Origin of the sequence: Albimonas pacifica (assembly GCF_900113695.1) — a bacterium.
GTDB classification, from domain to species: Bacteria; Pseudomonadota; Alphaproteobacteria; order Rhodobacterales; family Rhodobacteraceae; genus Albimonas; species Albimonas pacifica.
This window is the reverse complement of record NZ_FOQH01000003.1, coordinates 12,607-28,370: the sequence shown is the minus strand read 5'-3', so window position 1 is coordinate 28,370 and position 15,764 is coordinate 12,607. Positions and strand designations below refer to the sequence as shown.

Below are 15,764 nucleotides of genomic sequence, written 5' to 3'. Positions count from 1 at the left end.
CGGGCGCCCGGACGCGGCCACGGTTTTCCTCTAGTCTCGCGGGCGCGCCGGAACAAGGCGGCAATTCGACGAATCCGCAGGGGACCCCCGATGAGCAAGCGCGCGATCGTCTCTCCCGAGCCCGGACCGTTCCTGCTGCTGGCGCTGGGCGACGGCGCCTGCGGGGCGCTGGCCGCCGCCGGCCGGCCGGGCGCCCTGGCGGTGCGGGACGAGCTGTCCTGCGGCCCCCTGCCCCCGCTGGAGAGCCCCGCCGACGACGCGGCCTTCGCGCAGGCCCGCGCCGGCTTCTGGGCCGCGACGCTGGCCGGCCCGCCGGTCTCCGCCCCCGGCCCCCGGGTCCCCGACCCGCGCAGGGCGATCCCGGCCGACCTCGCCGCCCTGCGCCGGGCGCTGGGGGAGGCGGAGGCGGCGGAGTTCGCCCTCGCCGCCTCGTTGCAGGAGATCCTGGCCCTGGCCTTCGTCGCCCGGCTGGCGGCGCAGGAGGGCGCGCTGGAGCGGCTCTGCGTCCGCGTCCACGCGGGGCCCGAGGGCGATCCGCTGGCCGCGGCCCTGGCCGGCGGTCCCGGCGGCCTGCCCGGGGGCGGCGCCGCCCAGGGCCTCGCCGCCCTGCCCCGCCGGATGCTGGCCGAGGCGCCCCCCGCCCGGCCGGTCGCCCCGATGGCCGAGGCGCTGGCCGAGATCTGGTCGGCCGCCTGCGCCGCCGATCCCACCGACCTCGCGCGGCTCGCGGCCCGCCCGCCCGGCGCCTGGCCGCTGCCCGGCGTCGCCGCGGCGCTGGCCGCCCGACTGGCGCGATTCCCCGACGCCGAGTCGGGGCTGGCGCGCGAGGACGCGCTGCTGCTGGGCGCGACCGGCGACGACTGGACCCCGGCGCGGCGGATCCTGGGCGAGGCCCTGCGCGCCAACGCCGGCCCCGACCGGCTGGGCGACCTGTGGCTGGCGAAGCTGCTGGGGGAGCTCGCCGACCCCGAGGTCGCCCCGCCGGCGGTGGAGTGGAAAGGCGCCGGGCGCAGCCTGCGCGGCGCGCAGCTGCGGCGCACCGAGCGCGGCCGCCGGATGCTGGCCGGCGAGACCTTCCGCCTGACCGAGGGCCGCTTCCGCCGCGAGATCGGGGGCGCGACGCTCGACCTCTCCGAGGGCCGCCTGTGGCTGCGCGAGGGGCGGGAGCTGCGCGCCTCGCGCCGCTGAAACCGCCGCGGGTCGAGGCGACGCAACGGCCTCCGGACCCCTGCGGCGGGGGAGCGCAGGGGCGGCGCGCACGGGCTTCGGAAAATCCGCTCGGACCCCGTTGACACCCCCCGCGCCACCCAATAGATCACCGCTCCAACGACACCTGCCCAGGTGGCGGAATTGGTAGACGCGCCAGCTTCAGGTGCTGGTTTCCGTATGGAAGTGGAAGTTCGAGTCTTCTCCTGGGCACCAGTCGCTCCCGCCCCGCCGAGCATCCCTCGGCGGGGCGGTGGCTTTTCAGGCCCCCTCGCAGACAGGCCCGACCGATGAGCCCGACGCTCGAGGACATCGTGGCCTTCGTACGCGAGGAGACCGCCGCCCGCCGCGAGATCCTCGCCACGACCACGCTGGCCGAGCTGGGCGTCGAGGGCGACGACCACCACGACCTGATGCAGAGCTGCGCCGAACGCTTCGGCGTGAACCTCGACGGCTATCGGTATTATTTCCACCATGGCGAAGAGGGCTGGAACCCCGGCGCCCTGTTCGTCCGCCCGCCCCAGGCCCGCGTCCCCCAGATCGAGATCGACATGGACCTGCTGCGCCGCTCGGCCGAGGCGGGGCGCTGGCGGGTCGACTATCCGCCCCACGACCTGCCCGCGCGGCGCTGGGACGTCACGATCAATCGGGCGCTGGGGCTGGGGTTCGCGCTGCTCCTGCTGGCCGCGCTGGTCCTCTGACCCCCGCTCCGAATCGCCGTCCCGGTTGATCTTCGCCGCGCCAGCGGGCATGACCGGCGCCGATGCGGGCCGGCGGGACGGTCCGGACGGCCGGAGGCTCGCGATGACCATCCATTCCCACGAGGGCGATCTTCCCGACGGGCTCGACCTGGGGCCGGTGGTCGCCATCGACACCGAGACCATGGGCCTGCGCCCGCACCGCGACCGGCTGTGCGTGGTCCAGCTCTCCTCCGGCGACGGGAACGCGCATGTGGTGCGCATCCCGCTGGACGCGCCCCGCGCGCCGAACCTCGAGAAGATGCTCGCCGACCCGAACGTGCTGAAGCTGTTCCACTTCGGCCGCTTCGACATCGCCGTCATGGCCCATCGCTGGGGCGTGCTGGCGCGGCCCGTGTGGTGCACCAAGATCGCCTCCAGGCTGGTGCGCACCTACACCGACCGCCACGGCCTCAAGAACCTGTGCGCGGAATTGCTCGGCGTCGACATGTCCAAGGTCCAGCAGAGCTCGGACTGGGGCGCGGACCAGCTCAGCGAGGCGCAGCTGGAGTATGCGGCCTCCGACGTCCTGCACCTTCACCGGCTGAAGGCGGAGCTCGAGACGCGGCTTGCGCGCGAGGGGCGCCTTGAAATCGCGGCCCGCTGTTTCGACTTCCTGCCGGACCGGGCGGCTCTCGATCTCGCGGGCTGGCCGGAAGAGGACATCTTCTCTCACTGATCCCAAGAAGGCGGAACCGCCCGTGCCCATGACGCAAGCCCAGACCTCGCCCGCCCAGGCGCGCGAGAAGGACATGGAGATCGGCCGCCGCGTGCTGCGGCTGGAGGCCGAGGCGCTGGCCGGCTTCGCCGACACGCTGGGCGAGAGCTTCGCCGACGCGATCGAGCTGATGCTGGCCTGCGAGGGGCGCATCGTCGTCTCGGGCATGGGCAAGTCGGGCCACGTGGGGCGCAAGATCGCCGCCACGCTGGCCTCGACCGGCACGCCGTCCTTCTTCCTGCACCCGGCCGAGGCTTCGCACGGCGACCTCGGGATGCTGACGCGCGCGGACGTGGCGCTGGTGCTGTCGAACTCGGGCGGCACGCCGGAGCTCGCGGACGTCATCGCCCACTGCAAGCGCTTCGCCATTCCGCTGATCGGCATGGCCTCGCGCCCCGAATCGCCGCTGCTGAGCCAGTCGGACGTGGCCCTCCTGCTGCCCCGCGCGCCGGAGGCGTGCTCGGTCGGGCTCGCGCCCACCACCTCCACCACGCTGGCGCTGGCGCTGGGCGACGCGCTGGCCGTGGCGCTGATGGAGCGGCGCGACTTCACCGCCGAGCGGTTCCGCGTCTTCCACCCCGGCGGCAAGCTGGGGGCGCAGCTGATCAAGGTGCGCGACGTGATGCACGCGGGCGAGGAGATGCCGCTGGTCGACGAGGACGCCTCGATGCGCGACGTGCTGCTGGAGATCAGCCAGAAGGGCTTCGGGATCGCCGGCGTCACCCGCTCGGACGGGGCGCTGGTCGGGGCGATCACCGACGGCGACCTTCGGCGCAACATGGACGGGCTGCTGGAGCGGCGCGCGGGCGAGGTCTGCTCGCGCGATCCGCGCACCATCCGCCCCGACGCGCTCGCCTCCGAGGCGCTGGCGCTGATGAACCGGCGCGAGCGGCCGGTGCTGTGCATCTTCGTGGCCGACCCCGCCAGGGGGCCGGCGCCCGTGGGCATCATCCACGTCCACGACTGTCTGCGGGCCGGCGTCGACGGCGCCGGCCCCGGCGCCGGCACGGGAGGGTGAGGCGATGCCGCCCGCCCCGCGCCGCGACGTCTCGGCCTATTCGCGGCTGGTGCGCCGGCTGAAGATCGGCCTGCCGCTGCTGGCGCTGGCGCTGCTGTCGGCGATCTTCCTGCTGCCGGGGCGCGACCAGCTCGACCTGGGGCTGGTCTATTCCTCGGCCGACCTGATCAAGCTGGGCGAGGGGCTCTCTGTCTCCCGCCCGCGGATCGAGGGCTCGACCGCCGCCGGCGAGCCCTTCGTGGTCGAGGCCGAGATGGCGACCCCGGACGGGCCCGACCCCACGCTGGTGGAGCTCGACGCCGTGCGCGCCGCCTTCACCCAGGCCGAGGGGCGGCGGATCGACGTCGCCGCGGCCCATGGCGCGCTGAAGCCCAAGGCGCAGGCGCTGTCGCTCGACGGCGAGGTGACGATGACCACCTCGGACGGCTACGAGGTCGTCACCGACCGCATCGAGGCCGACCTCAAGAGCGGCGAGGCGAAGGCCCCCGGCCCGGTCAGCGCGAAGGGGCCTGCGGGCTCGATCGAGTCCGGCTCCTTCCGCGCCCGCCGGGTGGAGGAGGGAGCGGAGGCCTCGCAGGTGCTTGGCGACCTCCCGCCGGGCGACTATCTTTGGTTCGAGAACGGCGTCCGGGTGACCTGGAAGCCGACGGCCGAGGTCGAGTGAGACCGCGCGGTCGGGGGGAAACGGGCCGCCGCCGCGCATCCCGCGCGCAGGCCCCGGGACACGGGACGCGAGCATGAGCTTCGTATTGGCGCCGCGCCGTCGGATCGCCGCCTTCGTCATGGTCTCCGCCATGGCCGCCGCGGGGAGCGTCGCGGCGCAGTCGGGGGACAATCCCTTCGGATCGTTCAAGCACGACTCCACCCAGCCGATCGAGATCACCGCCGACAGCCTGGCGGTGAACAACCAGGCCCAGACCGCCACCTTCACCGGCGAGGTCGTCGCCGGCCAAGGCACGCTGCGCCTGACCGCGGACAAGGTCACGGTCAACTACGGCGGCGGCGCGGGCGGCGGCGAGGCCGCGCCGGGAACCGGCGAGATCGACAGCCTGCGGGCGGAGGGCTCGGTGTTCCTGTCGTCGGGCGCCGAGACGGCGCGGGGCGAGTGGGCGGAATACGACGTCGCCGGCGGCGTGGTGCGCATGGGCGGCAACGTGGTGCTGACCCAGGGCGAGAACGCGATCTCGGGCGAGAACCTGCGAATCGACCTCAACTCCGGGGTCGGCGAGATCTCCGGCGGACGGGTGAAGAGCGTGTTCACGCCCCCAGCCCAGAACGGCGGCTGAGCATGGCGGACGGCGAGACCTCCTTCCGGGCGGCGCGGGCGCAGGCCGCGGCGACGGGCGGGCTGACGGTCCGCTCGATCGGCAAGGCCTATCGCCGGCGGCCGGTGGTGCGCGACGTCTCGATGACGCTGCGCCGGGGCGAAGTGGTGGGGCTGCTCGGCCCCAACGGCGCCGGCAAGACCACCTGCTTCTACATGATCACCGGCCTGATCCCGGCGGATTCGGGCGTGATCGAGATCGACGGCGCCGACGTGACCGAGCTGCCGATGTATCGCCGCGCCCGCCTCGGCCTGGGCTATCTGCCTCAGGAAGCGAGCATTTTCCGCGGGCTGACGGTGGAGGAGAACATCCTCGCCGTGCTCGAGCTGCACGTCGCCCACCGCGCCCAGCGCAACACGCGGCTCGATCAGCTCCTCGCCGAATTCTCGATCACCCACCTGCGCCGCACGCCCGCCCAGGCGCTGTCGGGCGGCGAGCGTCGGCGCGTGGAAATCGCGCGCTGCCTCGCCTCCGACCCCTCCTACGTGCTGCTCGACGAGCCCTTCGCCGGCGTCGATCCGATCGCGGTCGGCGAGATCCGGACGCTGGTGTCGCACCTCAAGGACCGCGGCATCGGGGTCTTGATCACCGACCATAACGTGCGCGAAACTCTCGGCATCATCGACCGGGCATACATCTTGCATGAGGGTCACGTTCTGATGAGCGGCGCCCCGGACGAGGTGGTCGCGGACGCGGACGTCCGCCGGGTCTATCTCGGCGAAGGCTTCCGCATCTGACAGGACGCTCTAGCCCGCCCGGTCCTTGATCGGTCCCCGAAAGGGGGCCGCGAGGGGAGAGACATGGGGTGGGGAGCGACGGCCGCATGATCGGACCGCGTCTGGAACTGCGCACGTCGCAGCAGCTGGTGATGACGCCCCAGCTGCAGCAGGCGATCAAGCTGCTCCAGATGTCGAACCTGGAGCTCAGCCGCTTCGTCGACGAGGCCATCGAACGAAACCCCCTGCTCGACCGCGCGCCCGAGGCCGAGAGCGGCCCGGAGACGCCCGAGCCCCGGCGCGAGACGACCGAGCGCCTCGCCAGCGCCGACGCCGCCCTGCGCGACGGCGCCGCCGACAGCTCGGTGCAGTACGAGACCGGCGCCGAACAGCTCTACGACGCCGACGGCGCCGGCCGGCGCGAGGGCCTGGGCGAGGCCGCCCCCGCCTCCACCTGGACCGCGCCGGTGGCGCGCCCGGGCTCGGGCGGCGCTGCGGCGGACCTGCCCCCGCTGGAGGAGACGCTGGGCGCCGAGACCACGCTGATCGAGCACCTGGCGGGCCAGCTCGCCCTGATCCGCGCGCCGCGCACCACGATCAACGCCGCCATGGCGCTCGCCGCCGACATCGACGAGGCGGGCTACCTGCGCATCGAGGCCGACGAGGCCGCCCGCCGTCTGGGCGTCTCGGAACAGGTGCTCGACGATGCGATCGGCCTCCTGCACCAGTGCGAGCCGGCCGGCATCGGGGCGCGCAGCCTGGCGGAATGCCTGGCCCTGCAGCTCGCCGAGAAGGACCGGCTCGACCCCGCCATGCAGGCGATGGTCGACAACCTGCCGCTGCTGGCGCGGGCCGACTTCAAGGCCCTGTCGCGGATCTGCGGCGTGGACGAGACCGACGTGCGGGAGATGGCGGCCGAGATCCGCGCCCTCGACCCCCGCCCGGGGCGCGAGTTCACCGCGCCCCCCGCGCTCGCCGCCGTGCCCGACGTCTTCATCAAGCGCGGGCCCGAAGGCGGCTGGGTGGTGGAGCTCAACACCGACACCCTGCCCCGGGTGCTGGTCGACAACGCCTATGCGGCGACGCTGGCCAGGGGCGGGGACGAGAAGGCGCGCGCCTTCGTCTCCGAATGCCGCCAGTCCGGCGGCTGGCTGGTGCGGAGCCTCGAGCAGCGCGCCCGCACCATCCTGCGCGTGGCCGTCGAGATCGCCCGCCGGCAGGAGGCGTTCTTCGAGGAAGGCGTCTCCGCGCTGCGCCCGATGACCCTGCGCATGGTCGCCGACGAGATCGGGATGCACGAGAGCACCGTGAGCCGCGTCGCGGCCGGCAAGCACCTCGCCTGCGAGCGGGGGATTTTCGAGCTGCGCTGGTTCTTCACCCAGGCGCTGGCCTCCACCGACGGGGGGGAGGCGCACTCGGCCGCCGCGATCCGCGACCGGATCAAGGGGCTGATCGACGCCGAGGACCCGCGCAAGACCCTCTCGGACGACCGATTGACGGCAATTCTCCGCAACGACGGCGTGGATATTGCGCGACGTACTGTCGCGAAATATCGTGAGGGCATGAACATCCCGTCGTCGGTGCAGCGCAGACGTCTCAAGACCGCGGCCGCGGCCTCCTAGCGGGGGGCGCGGCGGACGGGAGGCCGCGGAGATATCCCTCCGCACAGCTCGCAAACCGCCCCCGCACCCCCCACATGAAGGTCACGGCCGCCAACGGCGCGGCGCAGCCGATCGTCCGGCGGCCGGGATGGCCGGAGGGAGCCCCCCTGGCTCCCTGCGGCGGCCAAGAGTGGAGGTCGGCCAGAATGCACATCCAGGTGAACGGCAAGCAGATCGACGTCGGCGAGGCCCTGCGCGGGCATGTCGAGGATCGTTTTCTCGCGGCCGTGGGAAAATACGCCGAGAATCCAATCGACAGCACGGTGACCTTCTCGCGGGACCGCCACGAGATCGTGTGCGACGCGACCGCCCATCTCTCGACGGGCATGGTGGCCAAGGCCAAGGGCAAGGCGACCGATCCCTACGCCGCCGCCGAGAGCGCCTGCGACCGGCTCGAGAAGCAGCTGCGCCGCTACAAGCGGCGGCTGAAGGACCACCACAAGGAACGCCCGAGCCCGATTCCCGCCCTGGAAGCCGCCGGCTACGTGCTGCAGGGCGCGGCCGACGACGCCCACCACGACGAGGACTGGGAGGAGCCCGCGAGCCTCGATCCGATGATCATCGCCGAGATGCGCCACCCGGTTCAGTCCCTGACCGTGGGCGAGGCGGTGATGGCCATGGAGATGGCCGACGAACCGTTCCTGCTGTTCAAGAACAATTCCCATGGAGGGATCAACGTGGTATTCCGCCGGCCCGACGGAAACATCGGGTGGATCGATCCTGCGAATCTTCCCGAAGGCTGAATAAACCGGAACGCGAGCGAGACCGGGTCGAACCCGGCGGAGGCCGGCGCGGGGAGCGCCGGCCGCCTTGCAGTTCCCGGCAGACCGAGAGACAGGCTTATGACCCTCGAGCAACTGATCGGGCCGGAGGCGCTCGCCCCCGCCCTGCGCGCCTCGAGCAAGAAGCAATTGCTCCAGGAGCTGGCGGCCCGCGCGGCGGACCGCTTCAACCTGGATGCGCGCGAAGTGTTCGAGGCCCTGATGGACCGCGAGCGCCTGGGCCCCACCGCCATGGGCCGGGGCGTCGCGATCCCGCACGCCCGGCTGAAGGCCGCGCCGCGGATCATGGGCTACTTCGCGCGGCTGGAGAAAGGCGTCGACTTCGACGCCGCCGACGGCGCGCCCGTGGACCTGGTGTTCCTGCTGCTGGCGCCCGAGGACGCCGGCGCCGACCACCTTCGCGCGCTGGCCCGCGTCTCGCGCCTGCTGCGCGACGAGGGCCGCTGCGCCAAGCTGCGCTCCACCCAGGATGCGAACGCGCTCTACGCGATCCTGGTCGAGACCCTGACCACCGACGCCGCCTGACCCGCGGCGGCGGCCGCCGCCCCCCTGACCCGCCCGCCTTCCGCGCCCCGGGCCCGCTTCGCGGGCGCCGCGCCGTCCGCGCGCGCCCCTGGCGGGCCGGGCGCCGGCGCGGCGCTCCGGCCGCGGCGCCGGGGGCGGGCGGGCCCGGCCGCGACGGCGGGGCGGGGACCGGCGGGGCGTGCTAGGCTGCGCGCGAGGGGCGCCCGGACCGGGGCGCCGTGGCGCGGGGAGGGGCCCGGGGAGGGGCCGCGATGGAATTCCTGGCATCGGTGGGCGTGGCGCTGGCGGCGGGGGTCGGCATCTTCGCCGTGCTCGCCGCCGTCACCTGGAACTGGGACGCAGGGCTGCTGAAGGGGACCGCCGCGACGCTCGCCCGCGAGCTCGCCCGCCCCGGCGGCGCCGGCGAAAGCGCGGCGCGCGAGGCGAGCGAGGCCTTCCTGCGCGCCGCCCTGGGGCCGGAGGCGCCCTTCGGGCGCTTCGCGCTGCGCGCGGCGACGGCCTCGGCCGGGGCGCTGGCGGCGACGACGCTGGTCTATTTCCTCTCGGTCCCCGGACTGCCCGCCAGCTTCTTCACCGACGCGACCTCGCTGAAGCTGGTGCTGCGGCAGGTGATCCTGAACGGCTTCGTCTCGGCCTTCGCGGTCACCTGGGCCTCCTGGGCGCTGGGCGGGGCGATGATCGGGCGGCTGGCGGGGGCGGGGCCCGGGCGGCTGGCGCTGCACGTCGCCTTCGACATCCTGTTCAAGCTGGTCCTGCTGCTGGCGCTGAGCGCGGGGATCTTCGCGCTCTTCGCCCGCTTCGCCGGCAGCTTCGGCGGCTCGGTCGAGACGGCGGTCGCGGTGGTCCCCGAGACGCTGGCCGCGGCGCTGGAGTTCCGGGCGCTGTCGGGCGCGCAGGTCTACGCGGCGCTGCTGACCGGCTTTCCCTGGTTCCTGCTGCTGATCCTGCGGCTGGCGGCCCCGCGCCCCTGGGTGGGCGGGCTGTGGCGGCGCGTCGGCCGCGCCCTGCCGATCGAGGACAAGCCTTTCCGGTTCCTCGGGATCCTGCTGGCGGGGTTCTGCGCGATCTCGGGCCTGGCGGCGGCGCAGATGCTGCGCGTCCTGCGCGACGCGACGGGGTGGTGAGAGCCGACCGGCGGCAGGCGGGTTCGCGGGTTGATCGCCGGGACGGCGCGTGCCAATCAGGCCCCGCGCGGCGCCGGAGGCCCGCGCCGGCGCGACCTCTGCCGGGGCGCCGGGTGGACCCAAGGAGGACCGAGAATGACCCGTTTCCTGACCCTCGCCCTGAGCGGCGCCGCGGCGCTCGCCGTCTCGCCGGCCGCAGCCCATGTCGGCGCGCACGGCGTCCACGGCGCGTCCGAGTCGCTCGCTGCGGGCGTCCTGCATCCGCTGTTCGGGCTCGACCACGTTCTGGCGATGGTCGCCGTGGGCCTGTGGGCGGCGCAGGTCGGCGGCCGGGCGCTGTGGATGGTCCCCGCGGCCTTCGTGGCGGCCATGACCGCGGGCTTCGGCCTGTCGGTGGCCGGGCTGACCCTGCCCTCGGCCGAGCCGATGATCGTCGCCTCCGTCGTGGCCCTGGGCCTGCTGGTCGCCGCCGCCGTGCGCCTCGACGTCCGCGTCGGCGCGGGGCTGGCGGCGCTGTTCGCGCTGTTCCACGGCGCGGCCCATGGCGCGGAGCTCGGCGACGCCGGCGCCGCGGCCTTCGGCCTGGGCTTCGTCGCGGCCACCGCGGCGCTGCATGGCGCGGGCGTGGCGCTGGGCCTCGGGCTGGCGCGCCTGGGCCCGGTCGCGTCCCGCGCGCTGGGCGGCGCCACGGCGGCGGCCGGCCTGGCGCTGGCCTTCGCCTGACCCAAGCCCGAAGCTGGACGGAAAAGGGCGCGCCTCGGCGCGCCCTTCTTCATGTCTGCACCTCGCCCGTGCGCGCCCCGGCGCGTCGCGGCGGACGGGCCCCGGCGACGCCGGGCCCGAGGCGACCCGGGACGACCGGGCGCGAGGGAGCGGAAGGGATGCAGCGCCCGGGGGATCCGGCGCAGGGCGGCGGATCGCGCGGAGCGCGGCGCCGGCCGCCCCGGCGGACCGGGGCGGCGGCGGTCAGTGGACGCTGACCGGCTGCTTGTCGTGCTGACGGGCCAGCGCGAAGGCGAGGTCCCGGTCGTCGGTCAGCGCCAGCCGCGCGCCCTCGGCGTCGTGGATGGCGAACAGGCGGCGCGGCTCGCCCCCCTCGTCGGCGGTCGCGCCGGGGGGAAGGGCCTTGGCCTCCTCGGGGCGCAGCTCGCGGACGTAGACGATGTCGCTCGGCAGCTCGAGGCCGGGCGCGGAATGGGTATGGTCGCTCATGGCTCTCTCCTTCTCCTCGGCCCTCTTCACCCGCGGGTGATTTCGATGGTGCGCACGACCGTCTGCGGTTCCGAGCGCACGAGGTCGACATGCAGCAGGCCGTTCTCCAGGCTCGCGCCCTCGACCTCCACGCCCTCGGCCAGCACGAAGCTCTTCTGGAACTGGCGGGCGGCGATGCCGCGGTGGAGGAACACGCGCTCCGAGATGTCCTCGGTCTGCTTGCCGCGGATCACCAGCTGGGCGTCCTCGACGGTGATCTGGAGGTCCTCCTCCCGAAAACCGGCGACGGCCAGGGTGATGCGGTAGGCGTTCTCGCGCCGCTGCTCGATGTTGTAGGGCGGATATCCGTCGTTCGACGCCTTCGCGGTGCGTTCGACGAGCCGATCCAGTTGCTCGAATCCCAGCAGGAAGGGATGCGAAGCGAAGGTCATTCGCGACATTGCCAGTCCTCTCGCAAGCGACGTGACGGACGGGCCCCGATCAGGCGACCCGCTGGCATCGATATGGGAGAGGGCGCGGGGAAAATCAATCTCGACCGCGGCCGCCCTCAGCCGGCGCCGTCGCCGCCCGAGCGGCGCTGGCGGGCCATCTGCGAGAAGGCCGAGGCGAAGAGATCGGCGAAGCCCGGAGAGGACGGACCCAGCACCGCGCCCGAGGACACCCGGGCCGAGCCGCGCGCCGCCCCGTCCACGCACCAGGCGACGGTGGCGCGCAGCTCTCCCGTGGCGCTTCCGCCCCCGGCGCCGCCGGCCCCCGCGCAGAGCGCGTCGGGCGAGGCCGCGCCGAAGCCCACGGCCAGGCGGGGGTCGGCGCCGGGCGCGGCCAGCGAGAAGCCGCCGCCCCCTTCCGAGGCCGGCGCGCGCAGGGCGCCCGCCACCGCCTCGGGGCCGGCGCCGTCGGGCGGCGTCCCCGCCACCGAGATCACCGGCCGCGAGGCGAGGAAGGCCCGGACCTGGTCGGCCGAGCCGGGCGAGCGGTCGACCTGGCTGACCACGCCCGCCCCGGCGCAGCCGGCGAGCAGGAGGGGAAGGAGCAGGCAGGCGGCGCGGCGCGAAGTCATCGGGGCATCTCGCGTTTTTCGGGCGGAACCGGCCGAGGATGCGCCTCCCCCCGCCGCCCGGCAAGCCGCCGGCCTCGCACGGCTTCGTGAAGCCCCGTCCCGTCCCGCGGCGCCCGGGGCCGCGCCGCGGCCTGCGTCCCGTCCGCCTCGCTGCCGGCCCCGATCCGCGTCGGGGGGTCGCGACACTGGATCGCCGGCCCCGCGGGCGCTACTTGGTGGGAACGCCCGCCCGGCGCCTCGGGCGACAGCCGACGGGAGCTTGGATGAGCGGACTTCTGGCCCTGCTGGACGACGTGGCGGCGATCGCGAAGCTCGCCTCGACCCAGATCGACGACATCGTGGGGCAGACCGCCAAGGCGGGCTCTAAAGCCGTGGGCGTGGTGATCGACGACGCCGCGGTGACGCCCAAGTACGTGCACGGCATCCCCGCCGCGCGCGAGCTGCCCATCGTGATGCGCATCGCGCGCGGCTCGCTGTTCAACAAGCTGGTGGTCCTGCTGCCCGCGGCGCTGCTGCTGGAGGCTTTCCTGCCCTGGGCGCTGACGCCGCTGCTGATGCTGGGCGGCTTCTACCTGTGTTTCGAGGGCGCGGAGAAGATCGTCCACGCCCTGCACCCGCACCCCGAGTCGCACACGCAGGAGGCCGAGAGCCTCGACGCCGCCCATCTCGAGAAGCAGCGGGTGGCGGGGGCGATCAAGACCGACTTCATCCTCTCGGCCGAGATCATGACCATCTCGCTCTCGGCCATCGAGACCGAGAGCATCTGGATCGAGGCGGTGGCGCTGGCGACGGTCGCCTTCTTCATCACCGCGCTGGTCTACGGCGCGGTGGCGCTGCTGGTGAAGATGGACGACCTCGGCCTGCGGCTCGCGCAGGACGGGGGGAGCGAGACCACCCGCGCCTTCGGCCGCCGGCTGGTGCGGGCGATGCCGGGAGTGATGTCCACCATCGCCGCCATCGGCACCGCGGCGATGCTGTGGGTGGGCGGCAACATCCTGACCCATGGCGTGGCGGAGCTGGGCTTCCCCTGGCTCTACGAGACCATCCATCACATGGGCGCGGCGACGGCCGAGGCCCTGGGCGTCCTGCCGGGCCTGGTGGCCTGGGCGGTGGCGGCGCTGGTCGACGGCGTGCTGGGCCTGGTGATCGGCCTCGCCCTGATCCCCGCTGCGACCCATGTCTTCGGGCCGATGGCCGAGCGGGTCGCGGAGATGCTCCCGAGCAAGGGCGGCGAGACCGGCTGACGCCCCCCGACGGGGCGACGGCGCGCGCCGCCCCCCGCCGTCGCGGCGACCGCCCGGCGGCGCGACCGCCCCCTCGCCACGGCGAGGGCGACGGCGCGCTGCGGCGGCGATCTCCTCTTCCGGCGACGTGCCCGCCTCCCGGCCCGCAGGCGCCCTGCGGGCGGGCCTGGTCCCGCGGCGGACGCGGCGCCCCGAGGCCGCGGCCCGGCGCCCGGAGGCCCGCCGCGCGACGCCCCGGGTCAAGCCCCGGCCGCCCACGGGACGCGCGGCGCGAGGGCCGGCAAGGCCGCGACGCCCGCAAGAGCCCGCCGCCCGCCCTGGACGGGCGGTGCGGACGCCGCCGTGGTGGACGGAGCCGGCGGGCCGGGCGGCTCCGGCGCCGGGCGCGGCGCCTGACGTCGGTGCGCCCAAGAGGCCGGGGCGAGCGGCGCGGGCGGCCTCGCGGCGCTGCGCCGGCCCGTCGCGGGCGCGGGGCGGGGGCGGCGTGCTAGCCTCGCTTCGCAACCGCAGCGGAGCCGCTATGACGTTCGATCTCGCCCTGGTGCTGGCCCTGCTGGTCGCGGCCACCGCGATGTTCGCGCTGAACCGGCCGCGGATGGACATCGTGGGCTTCCTGGTGATCGTGGCCCTCCCCTTCACCGGCGTGATCTCCTCGCGCGAGGCCGTCGCCGGATTCTCCGACTCCACCGTGCTGCTGATCGCCGCCCTCTTCGTGGTCGGCGAGGGGCTGGTCAGGACCGGCGTCGCCTCGCGCATGGGGGACCTGCTGGCGGCGGGGGCGGGGAACTCGCCCTTCCGGATGCTGGCGCTGGTGATGTCGGCGGGCGCCTTCGCCGGCGCGGTGATGAGCTCGACCGCCATCGTCGCGATCCTGATCCCGGTGGTCCTGCGCCTGTGCCGGATCCGCGGCCAGGCGCCGGGCGGGCTGATGATGCCGCTCTCCATGGGGGCGCTGATCTCCGGCATGATGACCCTGATCGGCACGCCCCCCAACATCGTCATCAACGGCGAGCTCGCCCGCCGGGGGCACGAGCTGCTCGGCTTCTTCTCCTTCACCCCGATCGGCCTGCCGGTGCTGGCGCTGGCCATCGCCTGGATGTGGCTGATGCGGGGCACGCTCGCCCGCTCCGGCGCCCCGCCCGGGGCGGCGCGCGCCAGCCTCGACGGCTGGGCCGCGGAATACGGGCTGGCCGCCCGCGCGCGGCGCCTGCGCGTCCCCGCCGGCTCGCCGGCCATCGGCCGGCCGCTGTCGCAGATGGGCTTCCACGCGCGCCAGGGGGTCACGATCCTGTCCGTGGAACGCCAGGCCCGCCTGTTCCGCCAGATCGTCATGCCCCGCGCCGAGACGCTGCTGGCCGAGGGCGACGTCCTGAACCTCGACCTCGCCGAGCCCGGCTTCCCCCTCGAGACCCTGGCCGAGGCCGACGGCCTCGACCTCCTCCCCGGCCCCTCCTCCTGGCGCGAGGCGCTGGGCCCCGAGATGGGCCTGGTAGAGGCCCTCGTCGCCCCCGGCGCCGACCTCATCGGCCGCTCGCCGCTGGAGGCCGGGTTCCGCACGCAGCACGGCCTCTCGGTGATCGGCGTGAAGCGCAGGCGGGAGATCGTCCCGGGCCCCGCCGCCGAGGCCCCGCTCCTGCCCGGCGACATCCTGCTGCTGTCGGGCCCCTGGCGGCGGATCGGCGATCTCGCCCGCCCGGGCGGCGACCTGATCGCGCTGACCCTGCCGGCGGAGTTCGACGAGGTCGCCCCCGCCGCCGACCGGGCGCCCTTCGCGGTGGCGGCGCTGGCGGGGATGATCCTGCTGATGGTCACCGGCTGGACCTCGAACCTTCAGGCGGCGTTCCTGGCGTGCCTGGCGATGGGGATCAGCGGCGCGATCACCATGGACGCGGCCTATCGCGCGATCTCCTGGCGCACGCTGATGCTGATCGTGGGCATGCTGCCCTTCGCGCTGGCGCTGGAGCGGACCGGCGGCGTGACGCTGGCGGCCGAGGGCCTGGCCGCGGTCGCCGCCGACATGGGCCCGCGCGGCTGCCTGGCCCTGCTGTTCCTGGCCGCGGCGGGCCTGTCGATGTTCATCTCCAACACCGCCACCGCGGTGCTGATGGCCCCGGTGGCGGTGGAGCTCGCCGAGCGGCTGGGCGCCTCGCCCCTGCCGTTTGCGATGATCACCGCGCTGGGCGCCTCGACGGCCTTCATGACGCCGGTCAGCTCGCCGGTGAACCTGCTGGTCACGGCGCCGGGCGGCTACGCCTTCGGGGATTTCGTGAAGATCGGCGCGCCCTTCTCGGCGCTGGTGCTGGCGGTCTCGGTGGGTCTGGTCCCGCTCCTGATCCCGTTCTGAGCCGCCCGCCGCCCCGCCCGGGGCGGCGCCCCGGCCCGTGCCGGCGGGCGCCCCGGGCTCGACCCGGGGCCTCCCGCGGCAGGCGCAGCCCC

At 74.6% G+C, this 15,764-nt stretch carries 17 protein-coding genes and 1 tRNA gene; 15 read left to right on the top strand and 3 right to left on the bottom strand.

The window, feature by feature from the left end:
- The first annotated feature begins 90 nt into the window (after positions 1 to 90).
- The 13 genes from BM064_RS05930 (at position 91) to BM064_RS05870 (ending at position 10,535) form a co-directional block, all read left to right on the top strand.
- Positions 91 to 1,188 carry a hypothetical protein gene (locus BM064_RS05930; RefSeq protein WP_092858842.1) on the top strand — a complete coding sequence of 366 codons (1,098 nt, stop codon included), beginning with the start codon at positions 91 to 93 and terminating at the stop codon, positions 1,186 to 1,188.
- 147 nt (positions 1,189 to 1,335) lie between these two features.
- Positions 1,336 to 1,422 (top strand) — tRNA-Leu (locus BM064_RS05925).
- A gap of 74 nt (positions 1,423 to 1,496) precedes the next feature.
- Entirely contained in the window at positions 1,497 to 1,907 is a 411-nt protein-coding gene (locus BM064_RS05920; protein WP_092858841.1) for a DUF1493 family protein, read from the top strand.
- A 103-nt stretch (positions 1,908 to 2,010) separates the two neighbouring features.
- Complete coding sequence (locus BM064_RS05915; protein WP_092858840.1) at positions 2,011 to 2,622, top strand: ribonuclease D; 612 nt, start codon at positions 2,011 to 2,013, stop codon at positions 2,620 to 2,622.
- Positions 2,623 to 2,650: 28 nt separating this feature from the next.
- Positions 2,651 to 3,679, top strand: a complete 1,029-nt coding sequence (locus BM064_RS05910) for a KpsF/GutQ family sugar-phosphate isomerase (protein ID WP_245779072.1) — start codon at positions 2,651 to 2,653, stop codon at positions 3,677 to 3,679.
- Positions 3,680 to 3,683: 4 nt separating this feature from the next.
- Complete coding sequence (gene lptC, locus BM064_RS05905; protein WP_092858839.1) at positions 3,684 to 4,343, top strand: LPS export ABC transporter periplasmic protein LptC; 660 nt, start codon at positions 3,684 to 3,686, stop codon at positions 4,341 to 4,343.
- Between the two features lie 73 nt (positions 4,344 to 4,416).
- Positions 4,417 to 4,965, top strand: coding sequence for a lipopolysaccharide transport periplasmic protein LptA (gene lptA, locus BM064_RS05900; protein WP_092858838.1), 549 nt, complete (start codon positions 4,417 to 4,419; stop codon positions 4,963 to 4,965).
- Positions 4,966 to 4,967: 2 nt separating this feature from the next.
- Positions 4,968 to 5,741: an LPS export ABC transporter ATP-binding protein gene (gene lptB, locus BM064_RS05895; RefSeq protein ID WP_092858837.1), complete on the top strand. Its 774-nt coding sequence runs from the start codon at positions 4,968 to 4,970 to the stop codon at positions 5,739 to 5,741.
- Between the two features lie 86 nt (positions 5,742 to 5,827).
- The gene (rpoN, locus tag BM064_RS05890) at positions 5,828 to 7,342 is read left to right on the top strand and encodes an RNA polymerase factor sigma-54 (RefSeq protein ID WP_092859274.1); all 1,515 of its coding nucleotides are present in this window, start codon (positions 5,828 to 5,830) and stop codon (positions 7,340 to 7,342) included.
- Positions 7,343 to 7,527: 185 nt separating this feature from the next.
- Complete coding sequence (hpf, locus tag BM064_RS05885; RefSeq protein WP_092858836.1) at positions 7,528 to 8,124, top strand: ribosome hibernation-promoting factor, HPF/YfiA family; 597 nt, start codon at positions 7,528 to 7,530, stop codon at positions 8,122 to 8,124.
- A gap of 99 nt (positions 8,125 to 8,223) precedes the next feature.
- Positions 8,224 to 8,688 (top strand): PTS IIA-like nitrogen regulatory protein PtsN, encoded by a 465-nt coding sequence (gene ptsN / locus BM064_RS05880; protein WP_092858835.1) that lies wholly within the window; start codon positions 8,224 to 8,226, stop codon positions 8,686 to 8,688.
- 251 nt (positions 8,689 to 8,939) lie between these two features.
- Positions 8,940 to 9,812: a hypothetical protein gene (locus BM064_RS27365; RefSeq protein ID WP_092858834.1), complete on the top strand. Its 873-nt coding sequence runs from the start codon at positions 8,940 to 8,942 to the stop codon at positions 9,810 to 9,812.
- Between the two features lie 135 nt (positions 9,813 to 9,947).
- Positions 9,948 to 10,535, top strand: coding sequence for a HupE/UreJ family protein (locus BM064_RS05870; protein ID WP_092858833.1), 588 nt, complete (start codon positions 9,948 to 9,950; stop codon positions 10,533 to 10,535).
- Between the two features lie 243 nt (positions 10,536 to 10,778).
- Here the strand turns inward: BM064_RS05870 and BM064_RS05865 are convergent, their stop codons facing one another.
- The 3 genes from BM064_RS05865 to BM064_RS05855 form a co-directional block, all read right to left on the bottom strand.
- Complete coding sequence (locus BM064_RS05865; protein WP_092858832.1) at positions 10,779 to 11,024, bottom strand: DUF1150 family protein; 246 nt, start codon at positions 11,022 to 11,024, stop codon at positions 10,779 to 10,781.
- Between the two features lie 26 nt (positions 11,025 to 11,050).
- Complete coding sequence (locus BM064_RS05860) at positions 11,051 to 11,464, bottom strand: Hsp20 family protein (RefSeq protein WP_092858831.1); 414 nt, start codon at positions 11,462 to 11,464, stop codon at positions 11,051 to 11,053.
- A gap of 107 nt (positions 11,465 to 11,571) precedes the next feature.
- On the bottom strand, positions 11,572 to 12,084 hold the full coding sequence (locus BM064_RS05855; RefSeq protein ID WP_092858830.1) for a hypothetical protein: 513 nt from the start codon (positions 12,082 to 12,084) through the stop codon (positions 11,572 to 11,574).
- Positions 12,085 to 12,347: 263 nt separating this feature from the next.
- Between BM064_RS05855 and BM064_RS05850 the strand changes: the two genes are divergently transcribed.
- Together BM064_RS05850 and BM064_RS05845 are read left to right on the top strand one after the other, a co-directional pair.
- Positions 12,348 to 13,328, top strand: a complete 981-nt coding sequence (locus tag BM064_RS05850; protein WP_092858829.1) for a DUF808 domain-containing protein — start codon at positions 12,348 to 12,350, stop codon at positions 13,326 to 13,328.
- A gap of 520 nt (positions 13,329 to 13,848) precedes the next feature.
- Entirely contained in the window at positions 13,849 to 15,672 is a 1,824-nt protein-coding gene (locus BM064_RS05845; RefSeq protein ID WP_092858828.1) for an SLC13 family permease, read from the top strand.
- The last annotated feature ends 92 nt before the right edge of the window (positions 15,673 to 15,764 follow it).